Below are 16,075 nucleotides of genomic sequence, written 5' to 3'. Positions count from 1 at the left end.
GAACGGGGGTTCCTCGCTCCGCAAAGCAGGGGCGAGGAACCAGGGACGGCCATGACCACCTTCACCCCGACCACGTCAGACGAAGTCCTGTCCTCCGTTACCTCAGCGGTGGTGGAAGAGTCGCCGATCGAGATCCTTGGTCACGGCTCCAAGCGCGGCATCGGCCGTCCGCTGCAGACGGAGCACACGCTTGACCTGTCGAAACTCACCGGTGTCACGCTTTACGAACCCGCGGACCTGGTGCTGTCGGCAAAGGCAGGCACGCCGCTGGCCCAAATCGAGAAGCTGCTGGCGGAAAACGGCCAGCAACTGGCCTTCGAGCCGATGGACTACGGCCCGCTGCTCGGCGGCAAGCCGGGCAAAGGCACGATCGGCGGCGTGCTGGCCGCAAACCTGTCCGGTCCGCGCCGGCTGAAGGCGGGGGCGGCGCGCGATCATATCCTCGGCATCAATGTCGTGTCCGGCCGGGGCGAGGCCTTCAAGTCCGGCGGGCGCGTGGTCAAGAATGTCACTGGCTATGACATGTCGAAGCTGATGGCCAACAGTTGGGGCACGTTGGCCGTGTTCACCGACGTTACCTTCAAGGTGCTGCCGGCCGCCGAAACCGAGGTGACGCTCGCCGTGCGTGGCCTGCTCGACGATGCCGCGTCAAGCGCCATGGCCTTGGCGCTCGGCTCCAGCGCGGAAGTGTCGAGTGCCGCCCATCTGCCAGAGCGGATCGCCTCGCGAGTCGCGGGAGGCGCGCTCGGCAGTGAAGCCGCCACCTTGCTTCGGGTCGAAGGTTTTGGCCCGTCCGTCGCCTATCGCATCGCCGCGCTCAAGGCGCTGCTCGGCAGGGCCGGGCCGCTGGAGGAGATTTCGGGCGAGGCTTCCCGGCTGATCTGGCAAGATGTGCGCGATATCAGGCCCTTCGCCGACGGCAGCGAGAAACCGGTCTGGCGTGTCTCGATGACACCTTCCCAGGGTCACCTGATGGTCCTGACGCTCCGCATGCAGGCCGCCGTCAGCGCCTTCTACGACTGGCAGGGCGGACTGGTGTGGTTGCGCATGGAAGAGGGCGACCCGGAAGCCGCTCTGCTGCGCGGACTGTTGCGCAAACATGGCGGCGGCCATGCGACGCTGGTGCGCGCCGCCCCCGCTCATCGCGCCGCCCTGCCGGTATTCGAGCCGCAGGCGCCGGCACTGGCCGCGCTCAGCCAACGGCTGAAGCAGGAGTTCGACCCGAGGAACCTCCTCAATCCCGGCCGTATGGCCTAGAGCAGTTCCAGGAAAAGTGTGAAACGGTTTTCCGTCCGGAATTGCGTCAAAACAGAGCGTCAGCAATGCAGACCAATTTTTCACTTGCCCAGCTTGCCGATCCGCATGTCGCGGAATCGGAAAAGATCCTGCGCAAATGCGTGCATTGCGGTTTCTGCACCGCCACTTGCCCGACCTATGTGACGCTTGGCAACGAGCTCGATTCACCGCGCGGGCGCATCTACCTGATCAAGGACATGCTGGAGAACGGCCGGCCCGCCGACAAGGAGATCGTCACCCATATCGACCGCTGCCTGTCGTGCCTGGCCTGCATGACCACCTGTCCGTCGGGCGTCAACTACATGCATTTGGTCGACCATGCGCGCGCCCACATCCAGGAGACCTACAAGCGGCCGCTGCCCGACCGCCTGACCCGCGCCATGCTGGCCTTTGTGCTGCCCTATCCCAAGCGATTTCGCGCCGCGCTCAAACTGGCGAAACTGGGAAGGCCTTTCATCGGGCTGTTGGAGACAATCCCGGCGCTGAAGCCAATGGGTGCGATGCTCAAGCTCGCGCCGGCATCGATCCCGGCGGCTTCGCCGACGGCCAAGCCGGGCATCCATGCCGGACAGGGGGCAAGAAAAGGCCGCGTCGCCATCCTCACCGGTTGCGCGCAATCGGTGCTCGATCCAGCCATCAACGATACGACGATTTCGCTGCTTACGCGCCTCGGCGTCGAGGTGGTGGTGCCGCCGGGCGAGGGCTGCTGCGGCGCGCTGGTCCACCATATGGGGCGCGAAGAGGCGTCCCTTGCCTCGGCAAGGCGGAATGTCGACGCCTGGACGCGCGCCATCGGCCAGGGTGGGCTCGATGCCATCATCATCACCGCCTCGGGCTGCGGCACGACGATCAAGGATTACGGCTTCATGCTGCGCCTTGATCCGGCCTATGCCGACAAGGCCGCGCGTGTGTCGGCGCTGGCCAAGGACATCACCGAATATCTGGCCGGTCTTGACCTGCCCGAGCCGGTGCGCAAGCCGGGCACTGTCGTCGCCTATCACTCGGCCTGCTCCATGCAGCACGGCCAGAAGATCATCCGCCAGCCGAAGGAACTGTTGGCCAAGGCCGGCTTCATCGTGCGCGAGCCGCGCGAGGGCCATCTGTGCTGCGGCTCGGCCGGCACCTACAACATCCTGCAATCCGAGATTTCGGCCAAGCTGCGCGACCGCAAGGTGAAAAACATCGAGGCGACGGGAGCTTCCATCGTCGCCACCGGCAACATCGGCTGCATCACGCAAATTGCCTCCGCCGCCAGCATACCTGTGGTGCACACGGTAAAACTGCTCGATTGGGCCTATGGCGGGCCAAAGCCGGACGGCGTTCTGGACGAGAGCCTGATCGCGGCCGAGTAGGGGCCGGCGCTTATTCCGCCGCGAGCCTGTCCGCCGTGCCGTAGGTCGCCTCGTAGAGCGCCCGCTGGCGGCTGAGCGCCACCATCGTGTTGCGCAGCAGGATTGCCACCGTGATCGGACCGACGCCGCCGGGCACCGGCGTGATCCAGGAGGCGACTTCACGCACGCTTTCGGTGTCGACGTCGCCGACGATGCGGCTCGTCCCATCCGGTCCGATCTCGGAATTGATGCCGATATCGATAACGGCCGCCCCCGGCTTCACCATGTCCGCCTTGATCAGCCGGGGTTTGCCCACCGCGACGAACAGCGCGTCGGCGCGGCGCGCGTGTGCTGCGACCGACCGCGTCATGTGATGGCAGACCGTCACCGTCGCGCCTTCGCTCATCAGCAGGAAGGCGATCGGCTTGCCGACGATTTCCGAATGGCCGACGATGACGACTTCCAGCCCCTTGAGGTCGAGGCCGGTTTCCTTGAGCAGCTCGACCGAGGCCGCCGCCGTGCAGGGCGCCAGATCGAGCTGATTGTAGACGATATTGCCGATCGAGGCCGGATGCATGCCCTCGACGTCCTTCAGCGGATGCACCGCCGCCTGCAGCGTCTTGATCGGGATGTGGGCGGGCACCGGCCGTTGGATGATGATACCGGTGACGCGTGGATCCGCGTTCAGCCCGTGGATTGCCGCCTCCAGCTCACCTGACGTGATGGTGGCGGGAAAGCGCCGTTCCTCGAAATCGATGCCGGCGAGCTGAGCCTTGGCGCGCTGGTTGCGCACGTAGACGTCAACCGCATCGGTATCGCCGACGGTGATCGAGATCAGCTTGGGCGGAAAACCCTCGGCTTTGGCAATTGCCGCATCCTCGCGCACGGCGGCGATGATGCGCTGGGCAACCGGGCCGCCCTTGAGGTAGCGGCTGTCATCGGACAGGGACATGGGTGAACTCTTTCTTTCGTTGGCGCCGACATAGCAAAAGAACATCGAAGATGGCAGCACGAAAGCGAACCGCCATGCCCTTTGCGCGACGCAACGACGCGGGCCGTGCCGCAGGCCCGGACGCCGATCAAAAAGAAAGGGCAGCGCGGTCTCCCGCACTGCCCTTCTCGACCGACCGCATCCCCATACGGCCCGTCCCCCGTTATTCCTTCCAACTTCCGGAAACGATGTATTTCCGGGTCAGGTGATTCGCTTGAGCTATTATATCACCTCAACCGTGGTTCCGACATTGACCCGTTCATAGAGATCGACGACGTCCTCGTTGCGCATGCGGATGCAGCCCGACGACACCGCCCCGCCGATTGTCCACGGCTGGTTGGTGCCGTGGATACGGTATTCGGTCGTGCCGAGATAGAGCGCACGGGCGCCGAGCGGATTTTCGATGCCACCGGCCAGGTAGGTCGGCAGATAACGGCCCTTGGCGGCCTCGCGCTTGATCATTGCCGCCGGCGGACGCCAGTCCGGCCACTCGCGCTTGTTGGTGATCTTGTGCGTGCCCGACCATTCGAAGCCGGGTTTGCCGGTGCCGACGCCATAGCGCCGCGCCTTGCCGTTCTTCTCGACCAGGAAGAGGAAATTCTGCGTCGTATCGATGACAATCGTGCCCGGCTTCTGCGGGCCGTCGTAGGCGACTTCCTGCGGCAGGTAGACCGGGTTGATCTGCGGGCGCATCACCATGCGCTTGGCCGGCGCCTGCACGGCGGCCGTCTGCACCCGGTCGGGCTGTGCCGGTTGCGCTGTGCGCAGGCGCGGCTGCTGCTGCACGATTTGGCGGTTCTGCCGCACGATGCCGGGCGCGCGGCCAAGCTGCAGCACCCAGGGGGCGGAAAGATCGGGGCTCACCATCACCGGTGGCCTGTCGGCATAGCGGTCGCCAGCGGCCGAGGGGGTGACGCCGGCAAACACAGCCACGGCGCCGAGCACGGAAAACAAGACTCTCTTCATCGGGAACGCACCTTGATCGTCTGATACAACCGGGTGGAAACGCTCCCCGGTTCAGCGATCATTGGCGCGCAAGCAGCAACCGAAACATGAATCGGAATGCGTAAAATGCGGTTCTGTCAGTAAACCTTTTGGTGTGGTTACCGCCCGGTTCAGGAATCTGGTAAAGCCACGGTAAAAGCGGCGCGGAAGCGCGTTAACGGATGGATTTTTCGCGATGAGCAATGAAAACACCGGCCTGCTCGCCGGTCCCGACGGTGTCACGCGCTGCTTCTGGCACGGCAACCTGCCCGACTATCTCCACTACCATGACCATGAATGGGGCCGGCCGGTGGCCGATGACCGCAGGCTGTTCGAAAAGATCTGCCTCGAAGGCTTCCAGTCGGGCCTCTCGTGGCTGACCATATTGCGCAAGCGCGATAATTTTCGCGAGGCCTTCGCCGGCTTCGACTTCGACAAGGTCGCCGCCTTCACCGACAAGGATGTAGAGCGTCTGCTCGGCAATGCCGGCATCATCCGCCATCGCGGCAAGATCGTCTCGACCATCAACAACGCCAAGCGCGCCCGCGAGATGGTGGACGAGTTCGGCTCGCTCGCCGCCTGGTTCTGGAAATTCGAACCCGGCAAGGAGGAGCGGCCCAGAATTGTCGATCTCGCCCATTTGCGCGCCAATCCGACCACGGCGGTGTCGGTGCGGATTTCGAAGGACTTGAAGAAGCGCGGCTGGAGTTTTGTCGGCCCGACCACCGTCTATGCCTTCATGCAAGCCATGGGCCTGGTCAACGACCATCTCGAAGGCTGCGTCTGCCGCAAGCAGGTCGAGAAGGAACGCAAGGCGTTCAAGCGGCCGGAGTAGGGCTCAGTTTTCCCTTCTCCCCTTGTGGGAGAAGGTGGCCTCGCGAAGCGAGGTCGGATGAGGGGTGCTCCAGCTTGGCGCCGACAGCACTCCGTCACCCACCCCTCAACCGTCTCGGCGCTGCGCGCCGATCCACCTTCTCCCACAAGGGGAGAAGGAAGAGCGGAGCCACTACTTCTCAAACCGTCCCTTGTGTCCGCTGCCATTGATGTCCCACACCAGGCCGCGGTTGGAAATGGTCAGCACCAGACCGCTGAAGCCGCTGTCGTCGGGTGTGTGATGCGTCGATGCCGAACCGCGTCCGGCCGGAATCACCTCGACGGTTGATCCCTTCTTTACCCAGCAGCCCTTGCCGTACTGGTCGTTGGCGCCGTAGGCGAGCATGAACTCGAAGCTGCCGTCCTTCCTGAGCAGCAGTTCGGAGCCAACCTCCATGACGCCGCGCAGGTAGTAGTGGCCGGCAAGGCCGGCATCGCCGGGCTTGCAACTTGCGGCGCTGGCCGGATTAGCCGTTCCAATAAGAAGTGCGCAGCCAAGCGCGTATGCGTAGCCCGGTCGCATGCTCAATCCCCCGATCGAGAAAATTCTTGGATATCGCTCCCGACGAAGCGGGAGGTTCAGGTGCCGTTGGCGCTGGCCAGGAAAAGTCCGGCAACGATTGCCACCACCGTGGCCACCGTCGGATAGATGACTAGCAGGCCGGTCACCAACGCGTCGCGCAGGGAAGTCCCGTTGTCGGTGGCGGCCGGCACATCAAACGGGCCGGCAGCCTGGCCAAGCATTTTCGGTGCGTGGATGCCCGCCGGGCGCAGTCGCGCCGGCAACGCGCCAGCATCGCTATCGGCATGGAATTTCACTGCGCTGGTCATGTTCCCGAACCCCTTCATGTCGATGCGCTATATCGGCTCCGATTGTGTCGGTACGATGCCGCGCTCATGGCGGGATTGTTTCATTTTCAGTGCGTTTTTGTTTCACGCAAGTTCGGTTCTGTCTTCTCTTGATCCGGGCGGGTCCGAGGCGGCGACCCTTGCCGCTCTGGGCTTCATCGGTTAGGACACGCGCGTTGCGAAGATCGCAACATTGTTGACCTGCAAGCATCACGAAACTCCGGGCAAACATCTCATGGCCGATAAATCGGAAAAGACGAAAGCGCGGCTGCCGCGCGGTTTTGCCGACCGCAGCGCCGAGGACATTCGCGCCGTCGAGAAGATGATGGCGACGATCCGCTCGGTCTATGAGCTCTATGGTTTCGAGCCTGCCGACCAGCCGCTGATCGAATACACCGATGCGCTTGGAAAATTCCTGCCCGACCAGGACCGGCCGAATGAAGGCGTGTTCTCCTTCCAGGATGATGACGACCAGTGGTTGTCGCTGCGTTACGATTTGACCGCGCCGACGGCGCGTTTCGTCGCCGAGAATTACGAACGCCTGCCAAAACCCTATCGCAGCTACCGCTCCGGCTGGGTGTTCCGCAACGAGAAACCCGGCCCCGGCCGCTTCCGCCAGTTCATGCAGTTCGACGCCGACACGATCGGCACGCCGGGCGTCGCCGCCGACGCCGAAATGGCGATGATGATGGCCGACGTGATGGAAGCGCTCGGCATCAAGCGCGGCGACTATGTCATCCGCGTCAACAACCGCAAGGTGCTGGATGGCGTGCTGGAGGCGATCGGCCTTGGCGGCGACGAGAATGCCGGCCGCCGGCTGACGGTGCTGCGCGCGATCGACAAGCTGGACAAGCTCGGGCCGGAAGGGGTGAAGCTCCTGCTTGGGCCCGGCCGCTGGGATGGCGGCAAGGAAGGCGAGGGCGATTTCGCCAAGGGTGCCGGGCTGAACAATGGGCAAGCCGAAGCGGTTCTTCAAGCGACGGCTAGAAATGCACAGGTCGGCCAGGACTCAATGGTCAGTTCAAACGCGACTTACCAGGAAGGCGTTGGCGAACTCTCGACGATCGAAGCCTTGGTCCGGGCCGCGGGATATGCCGAGGATCGCATTGCCATGGATCGTTCGGTGGTGCGTGGCCTCGAATATTACACGGGCCCTGTCTTCGAGGCGGAATTGCTGGCGGAAATCCCCAATGAGGACGGCCAGATCGTGCGCTTCGGCTCGGTTGGTGGTGGCGGCCGTTATGACGGTCTCGTCTCGCGCTTCCGTGGCGAACCGGTGCCGGCGACGGGCTTCTCCATCGGCGTTTCCAGGTTGATGACGGCGCTGAAGAACCTCGGCAAGCTCGACAGCGCCGATGTGATCGCGCCCGTCGTCGTGCTGGTCATGGACAAGGATACCGAAAGCCTCGGCCGTTACCAGAAGATGGTGAGCGAATTGCGCGCCGCCGGCATCCGCTCCGAAATGTATCTCGGCGGCGCCGGCATGAAGGCGCAGCTCAAATATGCCGACAGGCGCGGCTGCCCGGTTGCAATCATCCAGGGCGGCGATGAGCGCGCCAAGGGCGAGCTGCAGATCAAGGACCTGATCGAAGGCGCGCGCATGTCCGCCGAAATCACCGACAACGCCGAATGGCGCGCCGCCCGCCCGGCGCAGGTCACGGTGGCGGAAAGTGAACTGGTCGCCGAGGTAAAGAAGATCCTGGCGGCGCAGGCTGCCGATCGCGCGAAATAAGAGCGCGGCCAGTGACTTCGCGCTACCCCGCCATCGCAGCCGACATCACCAGCCTCTTCGCCGCGCGCGACACGCACGCGGTCGAGGTCGCCGTCCTGCAGCCGGCGGACCCGTTCCTCGACATGGCCGGCGAGGATCTGCGCCGCCGCATTTTCCTCACCGAAAGCGAGACCGGGCAGACCTTGTGCCTGCGGCCGGAATTCACCATTCCGGTCTGCCTCGACCACATAAGCTCGCAGGCCGGCACGCCGCGCCGCTATTCCTATCTGGGTGAAGTGTTCCGCCAGCGTCGCGAAGGCGGCAATGAATTCTTCCAGGCCGGCATCGAGGATCTTGGCGACCGCGACACGGCGCAGGCCGATGCCCGCTCCGTGGCCGATGCGCATGCGCTGCTGTCGCTTGTGCTGCCCGGCCAGCCGCTGACGGTCACGCTTGGCGACCAGGGCATCTTCGAAGCGGTGCTGGCCGCACTCGGCCTGCCGCGCGGCTGGCGCATGCGGCTGGCTCGTGCCTTCGGTTCGGCGCCGATGTTGCAGGCGGCACTTGCCGACCTCGCCAACCCGCCGCGCAACGGCCAGCTCTCTGGCGATGTCGCCGCCCTTGTCCTCGATGGCGATCTCGAAGGTCTCTCGACCCACATCGCCGGCGGCATGGAAGAGGCTGGGCTTTCGGCAACGGCCGGGCGCTCGCCCTCCGACATTGCGCGGCGATTGATCGAGAAGGCCGAATTGCGCAGCGTAAGGCTGTCGAACGAGGCTTTCGCGGCATTGAAAAGCTTTCTGGCGATCGACGTCCCGCTCGACGGCGCGGCCGAGGCGCTGGAGACCTTCGCCGCCGGTGCTGGGCTTTCACTGGGTGCCGCGCTGGAGAAATTCGCCGCCCGTGCCAGGGCGATCGAGGCACATGGCTTGCCGGCCGGAAACATCCGGTATGACGCCGCCTTCGGCCGTCCGCTCGATTATTACACCGGTGTGGTCTTCGAAATCGCGGCGCAAGGTGGCGAGCGGCCTCTGGCCGGCGGCGGCCGTTACGACCGGCTGCTGACATTGCTTGGCGCCAAGACCGCGATCCCCGGCGTCGGCTTTTCCGTCTGGCTCGACCGTATCGAGGCGTTGCGGGAGACGGCACCATGATCACGTTGGCGATCCCGTCGAAGGGCCGGCTGAAAGAGCAGGCGCTGGAGGTGCTGGCCAAGGCCGGCCTCGCCATCAGCATGCCCGGCGACGAGCGCAAATATCATGCCCGCGTCGAGGGCCTGGACAATGTCGAGGTCGCTTTCCTCTCAGCTTCCGAAATAGCGGGCGAGATCGGCCAGGGCGCGGTCGATCTCGGCATCACCGGCGAGGATCTGGTGCGGGAAAACCTGGCCGACTGGGAGGCGCGCGCGGAAATCGTCGCCCGTCTCGGCTTCGGCCATGCCGACGTCGTGGTGGCCGTGCCCGAGATCTGGCTCGATGTCGACACCATGGCCGACCTCGACGACGTTGCCGCCGATTTCCGCCAGCGCCATGGAAGGCGGCTGAGGATTGCCACCAAATACTGGCGGCTGACGCAGCAATTCTTCTCGCAGAAGCATGGTATCCAGGTCTATCGCATCGTCGAAAGCCTGGGTGCCACCGAAGGTGCGCCGGCGGCGGGACTTGCCGATGTCATCGTCGACATCACCACGACCGGTTCGACGCTGCGGGCCAACCATCTCAAGGTGCTGGGCGACGGCGTCGTGTTGAAGTCGCAAGCCTGTCTGGTCGCATCGAAGAAGGCGCGTGCCTCAGGCGATGAAGCCATCTTGCGCGACATCGTCACGAAGATGGCGGCGGCGGTCGGGTAACGATCACTCCCCCCTCCATGGGAACAGAACTTCAGTACCATCGGCGGGATTTCCACCGTCCCGGCAGGCTGATAGGCTCGATGCGGCCTGGGAGGAGACAGCGATGCCGGTCAATCTCGACGAGCTGAAGAACGCCACCAATCTGCGTGGCCGCGGCGCGCGCGCCGGCAGCGTCTTTATCGCACCCGTCGATGGCAGGGCGCATGTCTCGGGCGAGCGCAAGGTACCGCTGCTCGACAAGACCATTCCGGCCCTTTTCACCGACACTGCCAGCAAATACGCCACGCAGGATGCCGCCGTTTTCGTCGGCCAGGACAAGCGCTTCACCTGGAGCGAACTGTCGGACACGGTGGATGCGCTGGCCGCGGGCTTCCTGGCGCTCGGTCTCGAAAAGGGCGACCGCGTCGGCATCTGGTCGCCCAACAGATGGGAATGGCTGGTGACGCAGTTCGCCACCGCGCGCATCGGCCTGATCCTGGTCAACATCAACCCGGCCTACCGGCTGACCGAACTCGAATACGCGCTGAACAAGGTCGGCTGCAAGGCGCTGGTGACGGCCGCCAGTTTCAAGACTTCGGACTATCTCGGCATGATCGAGACGCTGGCGCCGGAGATCGCCAAGGCCACGCCGGGCAAGCTCAAGGCAACGAAATTGCCGTCGCTCAGGATCATCATCCGCATGGGCGACGACAATTCGCCAGGCATGTTCAATTTCGCCGACGTGCTGGCCATGGCCGGTCGCGACGAGCATGACAGTCTCGACCGCATTTCAGAGGGACTGAAGCCGAACGATGCGATCAACATCCAGTTCACCTCGGGCACGACGGGGGCGCCCAAGGGTGCGACACTGACCCATTTGAACATCGTCAACAACGGCAATTTCGTCACCTCGGCGATCAAGCTCACCGTCGACGACCGGCTCTGCATCCCGGTGCCGCTCTATCACTGCTTCGGCATGTCGATGGGCACGATGGGCTGCGTGTCGAAGGGAGCCACCATGGTTTTCCCGGGCGAGGGTTTCGATCCCGGCGCGACGCTGAAGGCCGTGGCGCAGGAGCGCTGCACAGGCCTTTATGGTGTGCCGACCATGTTCGTCGGCATGCTCGATCATGCCGATTTCAGCGCCTTCGATCTCTCCAGCCTGCGCACCGGCATCATGGCCGGCTCGCCATGCCCGATCGAGGTGATGAAGAAGGTGGTGTCGCTGATGCATATGTCCGAGGTGACCATCGCCTACGGCATGACCGAGACCAGCCCGGTCTCCTTCCAGAGCGGCGTTGACGATCCGCTGGAAAAGCGCGTTTCGACGGTTGGGCGCATCCACCCTCATGTCGAGGTCAAGGCCGTCGATTCTGACGGCGCCACCGTTGCCGCCGGCGCGCCGGGCGAACTGTGCACCCGCGGCTATTCCGTCATGAAGGGCTATTGGGACGACGACGAAAAGACCCGCGAGGCGATTGATGGCGACGGCTGGATGCACACTGGCGACCTCGCCACCATCGATGCCGAGGGCTATTGCAACATCGTCGGCCGGGTCAAGGACATGGTCATCCGCGGCGGCGAGAATGTCTATCCGCGCGAGGTCGAGGAATTCCTCTATCGCCATCCCAAGGTCAGGGAAGTGCAGGTGTTCGGCATTCCCGACCAAAAATATGGCGAGGAGCTATGCGCCTGGATCGTGCTCAAGCCCGGCCAGATCGCCACCGAACAGGAGATCAGGAACTTCTGCGCCGGCCAGATCGCCCACTACAAGATCCCCCGCCACATCCGCTTCCGCACCGAATTGCCGATGACGGTGACCGGCAAGCCGCAGAAGTTTTTGATGCGCCAGGCGATGGTCGAGGAATTGGGGCTGGTGACGCAGAAGACCGCGTAAAAGGGGTGAACGCTTCGATCTGTCGGCGCGTGAATGCAGCCAAGGTTTGCAGAAGCGCACAGGGGCTTGAATGACTGGCGTCGGGCGATCGGCGATTTCCTACGCGATGCCGCTGGCTGCGCTGGCGATGGCTGTCGCGGTCAGAGCCAGCGGACTGTCGGTGGACCAGGGTTCGCTGGACGCCAGGATCCTTGTCGGTGCGCTGTCGTGTGCGATCATGTTCGTCACCATTTTCGTGGTGCTCGACCACGCCGAGGCGGTGGCTCGGCGGGTAGGAGAGCCGTACGGCACGCTGGTGCTAACGTTCGCCGTCACGGCAATCGAAGTGTCGATCATTGTTTCCATGATGCTGCATGGAGAGAACAACCCGACGCTGGCACGGGAGTCCGTCTTCTCCACCGTGATGATCACATCCACCGGCGTTGTCGGCATGTGTCTCGCGCTTGGCGGCTGGCGTCATCGCAAGCAGGCCATCGTGCGGCAAGGGACCAGTGCCTATCTGGCGGTTCTGATCGCGCTGACCGTCATGACACTTATTCTGCCGACCTACACCCAGACCACGGACCCCGGCACGTTTTCGGCAGCCCAACTTGGTTTCGTCAGCGTCCTTTCAGTGCTGCTCTATGCAAGCTTCGTGTTCGCGCAGACCGTCCGGCACCGGGAAGACTTTACCCAGGGACAACCACACGACGTTTCGGTGCGCGCTGCCCCTCAAGAGAACATCTCTGCCAGCGCTCTGCTGCTGATGGCCGGGCTGATCGGAATTGTCATGCTCGCCGAGCAGGTCGCGGCCAGCGTCGAAGATACGCTCGTTGCCTATCAGGTGACCCAGGCCGACAGCATTGTGGGGGCGATGATCGCGGCGCTGGTGTTGATGCCAGAGGCCATTTCGGCGGTGCGTGCTTCACTCAACAACGAGTTGCAGCGCGGCTTGAATGTGGCGATGGGGTCGGCTTGCGCCACGATCGGCCTGACCATACCGGGAGTCGCAGCCGCCAGCCTGCTGACGGGGAGAGGACTGACCCTGGGGCTGCCGGCCGCCGATGCGGTCCTTTTGGTCCTGGCGCTTTTCATATGCAATGTAAGCTTCAGCACCGAAAGAACGACGTTCCTGACCGGAATGGTCCATCTCGTGGTATTTTTTACTTATGTATTTCTGATATTTATACCGTGAGCGCTTTGGTGCAAGCGAAGCGCCAAGGCTCCGAGATCCTTCGCTATCTCAGATCCCGGATTTCAAGTGGTCGATGAAGGCGCGCAGTTTCGGCAGGATCTGGCGCTTGCCGGGATGATAGAGGAAGACGCCCGGCGTCGTCGCCGCGATGGTGTCCAGCACGGGCTCGAGTTTTCCCTGGGCAATCGGTCCCTCGGCGACGGGTCGCGGGATCTGCGCCAGCCCGATCCCACGCATCGCTGCCCCGACCAGGGTAGGGTAGTCATGCGCGATCAGCGGACCTGAGACCATGGCCTCGATCGCTTCATTGCCGTCGACGAAGGACCAGGGCGCGATGGCGCCGTTCGAGCGGCGCAGGCGCAGGCAGGCATGGTGGCGCAAATCGTCGACACGTTCGGGGCGGCCATGGCGCGCGAAATAGTCGGGACTGCCGACGACAACGAACGAGAAGGACGGGGTCAGCCGCACCGCGACCATGTCGGTGGCAATGAACTGCCCGAGGCGGATACCGGCATCGAACCCGCCGGTCGCCAGATCGACCATCTCGTCGCTCGCGGCGATCTCCAGTTCGACTTCGGGATAGGCCTGGCAGAACGACGCGATCACCGGCTCCAGGATCAACGGCACGACGGCGCGCGGCACGGACAGGCGCAGCAGGCCGGTCGGCCGCTGGCCGACATCACGCGCGGCCTCGCCGGCCGCGACGATCTCCTCGAAGGCAGGGCCGGCACGGTCGAGGAACCGCTGGCCGGCCTCGGTCAGGCCGACGCTTCGTGTCGTGCGGACAAACAGCGCCGCACCGAGCCGCGCTTCCAGCACGCGTACCGCCTGGCTCACGGCCGACGGCGTCACGCCGAGATCGGCGGCGGCGCGGCGGAAGTTGCGGCGCCTTGCGACAGCCAGGAACACCTCGACGCCCTCCAGCGCTCCGTGGCGGATTGTGTAGTTCTGCTTCATGGGTTGTTATGATTATAGCGGATAGTCGAACGATGGAAGCAGGTTTAGGTAAGAGGCCCGAGACAGGAGCATCTTGCCATGACCGATGAACTTGATGGAGTGCGCGACCACTATCGCGCGACTGGCCTGACCGAGCGGCTGAAGGCGGTGCTGGCCGACCTCGGCCCGGAGGATCAGCTTCTCACTCCGCAGCAGCTCGGCGCCCTCGACCAGTTTCACACCCGTGGGCTTGCCGCGACGGCCGAGCTTGCCCAATTGGCTGACATCACCGCCGGCATGTCGGTTCTGGACGTCGGCTCGGGCGTCGGCGGGCCGGCGCGCTTCCTGGCTGCGACCTATGGCTGCCGGGTTATCGGCGTGGATCTCAGCGAGCCTTTCGTGGATGCCGCGCGCTATCTGACCGGGCGCACGGGGCAGGGCGGGCAGTTGTCGTTCCTGACCGCCAGTGCGCTGGAGCTTCCGTTCGATGACGGCCGCTTCGACATCGTGCTGCTGCAGCATGTGGCGATGAACATCTCCGACCGGGCGCGGCTCTACCGCGAGATTCGGCGCGTGCTGAAGTCAGGCGGCAGGTTTGCAACTTTCGATGTCGTGTTGGGCAGCGGCCAGCCGCACTATCCGCTTCCCTGGGCGCGAACGCCGGCGACGAGCTTCCTCCTGACAAGCGACGCGACGCGCGAGGCGATCGAACCGGCCGGCTTCCATATGCTGGCATGGCAAGACGACACGGAGGCCGCCAAGACCTGGTTCGGGCAGTTGCGTGCGTCTGGTCCGCTGCCGTCGCCAAATCTCGGCGTGGTGATGGGACCGGACTTTGCCGAGCTTGCAGCCAATCTGGGGCGAAATCTCATGGAAGGCCGGCTCGGCATCCTGACCGCGGTGTTCGAGGCCGCACCCACCAACAGCTGACAGGAGACCGCAATGTCGACGGAAATCCTTTTCCAGACCCATCTCGTCCTGGGCTATGTCGCATGGCTGCTTTGCTTCGTTGCGTATATCTGGCCCTGGCTGAGCTCGATGGACCGCGTCGCGGCGCAACGCGCGATCGCCACACTGCACAGTTTCCGCTTCTTCGGGCTCGTCTTCATCCTTCCGGGCGTCGTCAGCCCAGATATGCCCGCCAGCTTTGCCACCTTCGCCGCTTATGGCGACTTCGCAACGGGTGTGCTGGCCATGCTGGCACTGCTGACGGTGCGGATACGCCAGCTCTTCTGGCCGTTCGTCGTCGCCTTCAATATTATCGGGATAGTCGACCTCATCGTCGATTATTACCAAGCCATCCAGGCCGACCTCCCGGCCCATGCGGGATTGTTTGGCGCCACCTACGCCATCCCGGTCATCTACGTGCCGCTGCTGATGATCACGCACGTCACCGCATTCTATTTTCTGCTGCGCCCGGACCAGAACGCGACACGCGCCATCGCCAACGAGGCGACTGCTTCGTAGATTGTTTGGAGATCGGCCCGGGCGTCCCGCAACCCGCCGCCGCTACGCCCCTTGCTGGCGACGGCCGGTCCGCATTTCGCTCGGTCGCGGCGCCGAACCCGGCTCCTGCACGAGCGGTCCAAGCAGCACCTCTCCGAACAGCGGCTGGTAGCTTCTGCGCACCGTCGGATCCTCCTTGAAGGACAGCGCGTACTGGCCGATCTGGTGGAAATAGGTGATGCGCGCCCTGACAAGGCTTTCATCCTCGGGATAGCCCATGGCGCGGAAGGAGCGGATCAAGAGCGCGATGCGCAGGTCGTCCATGTCCTTGACCTCCTGCGTCAGTTTCTTCGACGTGCGCGACCAGTCGCGTACGGCCAGATCAAGCAGAGGGCTGAACGGCGCTTCGTCCACCCAGACATGCACGATGTCGGTGAAGAACTGCAGGCCGTCTATGTCGTGCATGTCGCGCATCGCCCAGAACGGCGCGCAATTGGTGTTGCGCCATTCCTGCAGCAGGCTGTCGCGAAGGTCGGCCAGGCTGGCGAAGTGGAAGTAGAAGGAGCCGCGCGTCACCTTGAACTGTTGGGCGAGGCGGTCGATCTTGACCTCGCCGATGCCGCGCTTTTCCAGCACCTTGCGCGCCGCCGCGATCCAGGCCTCGCGGCTCAGCGTCTGCCGCGCCGCCTTCGCAGGCGGGGCGGCTTTGGACGGTCTCTTGCCTCTGGCAGGGGTGCTGTCCGCTTTCATCTGATCAAG

General features: G+C 64.1%; 16 protein-coding genes. 10 read left to right on the top strand and 6 right to left on the bottom strand.

The window, feature by feature from the left end; all coding sequences use genetic code 11:
• Positions 1 to 51 precede the first annotated feature (51 nt).
• Positions 52 to 1,257: an FAD-binding protein gene (locus MesoLj_RS32065; RefSeq protein ID WP_202323841.1), complete on the top strand. Its 1,206-nt coding sequence runs from the start codon at positions 52 to 54 to the stop codon at positions 1,255 to 1,257.
• Between the two features lie 65 nt (positions 1,258 to 1,322).
• Positions 1,323 to 2,648 carry a glycolate oxidase subunit GlcF gene (glcF, locus tag MesoLj_RS32060; RefSeq protein ID WP_202323840.1) on the top strand — a complete coding sequence of 442 codons (1,326 nt, stop codon included), beginning with the start codon at positions 1,323 to 1,325 and terminating at the stop codon, positions 2,646 to 2,648.
• Between the two features lie 10 nt (positions 2,649 to 2,658).
• On the opposite strand, the gene MesoLj_RS32055 is transcribed toward glcF, so the two are convergent.
• Both MesoLj_RS32055 and MesoLj_RS32050 read right to left on the bottom strand, forming a co-directional pair.
• Complete coding sequence (locus tag MesoLj_RS32055) at positions 2,659 to 3,579, bottom strand: bifunctional 5,10-methylenetetrahydrofolate dehydrogenase/5,10-methenyltetrahydrofolate cyclohydrolase (protein ID WP_140774930.1); 921 nt, start codon at positions 3,577 to 3,579, stop codon at positions 2,659 to 2,661.
• Positions 3,580 to 3,840: 261 nt separating this feature from the next.
• Positions 3,841 to 4,584: a L,D-transpeptidase gene (locus tag MesoLj_RS32050; RefSeq protein WP_140774931.1), complete on the bottom strand. Its 744-nt coding sequence runs from the start codon at positions 4,582 to 4,584 to the stop codon at positions 3,841 to 3,843.
• Between the two features lie 214 nt (positions 4,585 to 4,798).
• Between MesoLj_RS32050 and MesoLj_RS32045 the strand changes: the two genes are divergently transcribed.
• On the top strand, positions 4,799 to 5,437 hold the full coding sequence (locus tag MesoLj_RS32045) for a DNA-3-methyladenine glycosylase I (RefSeq protein ID WP_140774932.1): 639 nt from the start codon (positions 4,799 to 4,801) through the stop codon (positions 5,435 to 5,437).
• Positions 5,438 to 5,608: 171 nt separating this feature from the next.
• Here MesoLj_RS32045 and MesoLj_RS32040 read toward each other — a convergent pair whose 3' ends face one another.
• Positions 5,609 to 5,998, bottom strand: a complete 390-nt coding sequence (locus MesoLj_RS32040; RefSeq protein WP_202323839.1) for a hypothetical protein — start codon at positions 5,996 to 5,998, stop codon at positions 5,609 to 5,611.
• A 56-nt stretch (positions 5,999 to 6,054) separates the two neighbouring features.
• Complete coding sequence (locus MesoLj_RS32035) at positions 6,055 to 6,306, bottom strand: hypothetical protein (RefSeq protein ID WP_140774934.1); 252 nt, start codon at positions 6,304 to 6,306, stop codon at positions 6,055 to 6,057.
• A 253-nt stretch (positions 6,307 to 6,559) separates the two neighbouring features.
• Between MesoLj_RS32035 and hisS the strand changes: the two genes are divergently transcribed.
• The 5 genes from hisS to MesoLj_RS32010 all read left to right on the top strand — a co-directional run bounded on the left by hisS (position 6,560) and on the right by MesoLj_RS32010 (position 12,934).
• Complete coding sequence (gene hisS, locus MesoLj_RS32030) at positions 6,560 to 8,056, top strand: histidine--tRNA ligase (protein ID WP_140774935.1); 1,497 nt, start codon at positions 6,560 to 6,562, stop codon at positions 8,054 to 8,056.
• Positions 8,057 to 8,067: 11 nt separating this feature from the next.
• Positions 8,068 to 9,189, top strand: a complete 1,122-nt coding sequence (locus MesoLj_RS32025) for an ATP phosphoribosyltransferase regulatory subunit (protein ID WP_140774936.1) — start codon at positions 8,068 to 8,070, stop codon at positions 9,187 to 9,189.
• Positions 9,186 to 9,884 (top strand): ATP phosphoribosyltransferase, encoded by a 699-nt coding sequence (gene hisG, locus MesoLj_RS32020; RefSeq protein ID WP_202323838.1) that lies wholly within the window; start codon positions 9,186 to 9,188, stop codon positions 9,882 to 9,884. The genes MesoLj_RS32025 and hisG overlap by 4 nt, the downstream gene beginning before the upstream one ends.
• Positions 9,885 to 9,987: 103 nt before the next feature.
• Complete coding sequence (locus tag MesoLj_RS32015) at positions 9,988 to 11,760, top strand: AMP-binding protein (RefSeq protein ID WP_202323837.1); 1,773 nt, start codon at positions 9,988 to 9,990, stop codon at positions 11,758 to 11,760.
• Positions 11,761 to 11,830: 70 nt separating this feature from the next.
• The gene (locus MesoLj_RS32010) at positions 11,831 to 12,934 is read left to right on the top strand and encodes a calcium:proton antiporter (protein ID WP_202323836.1); all 1,104 of its coding nucleotides are present in this window, start codon (positions 11,831 to 11,833) and stop codon (positions 12,932 to 12,934) included.
• A 48-nt stretch (positions 12,935 to 12,982) separates the two neighbouring features.
• Here the strand turns inward: MesoLj_RS32010 and MesoLj_RS32005 are convergent, their stop codons facing one another.
• The gene (locus MesoLj_RS32005; RefSeq protein ID WP_202323835.1) at positions 12,983 to 13,891 is read right to left on the bottom strand and encodes a LysR family transcriptional regulator; all 909 of its coding nucleotides are present in this window, start codon (positions 13,889 to 13,891) and stop codon (positions 12,983 to 12,985) included.
• Between the two features lie 78 nt (positions 13,892 to 13,969).
• On the opposite strand from MesoLj_RS32005, the gene MesoLj_RS32000 reads away from it, so the two are divergent.
• Both MesoLj_RS32000 and MesoLj_RS31995 read left to right on the top strand, forming a co-directional pair.
• A complete protein-coding gene (locus MesoLj_RS32000; RefSeq protein WP_202323834.1) occupies positions 13,970 to 14,800 on the top strand; it encodes a class I SAM-dependent methyltransferase in 831 nt (276 codons plus the stop codon).
• A 12-nt stretch (positions 14,801 to 14,812) separates the two neighbouring features.
• On the top strand, positions 14,813 to 15,337 hold the full coding sequence (locus MesoLj_RS31995; RefSeq protein ID WP_202323833.1) for a hypothetical protein: 525 nt from the start codon (positions 14,813 to 14,815) through the stop codon (positions 15,335 to 15,337).
• A gap of 42 nt (positions 15,338 to 15,379) precedes the next feature.
• On the opposite strand, the gene MesoLj_RS31990 is transcribed toward MesoLj_RS31995, so the two are convergent.
• Positions 15,380 to 16,066 carry a TetR/AcrR family transcriptional regulator gene (locus MesoLj_RS31990; protein WP_202323832.1) on the bottom strand — a complete coding sequence of 229 codons (687 nt, stop codon included), beginning with the start codon at positions 16,064 to 16,066 and terminating at the stop codon, positions 15,380 to 15,382.
• Between the last annotated feature and the right edge of the window lie 9 nt (positions 16,067 to 16,075).

It is taken from the genome of Mesorhizobium sp. 113-3-9, assembly GCF_016756515.1.
Taxonomy (GTDB): Bacteria; Pseudomonadota; Alphaproteobacteria; order Rhizobiales; family Rhizobiaceae; genus Mesorhizobium.
This window is presented reverse-complemented; position numbering and strand designations above follow the sequence as displayed.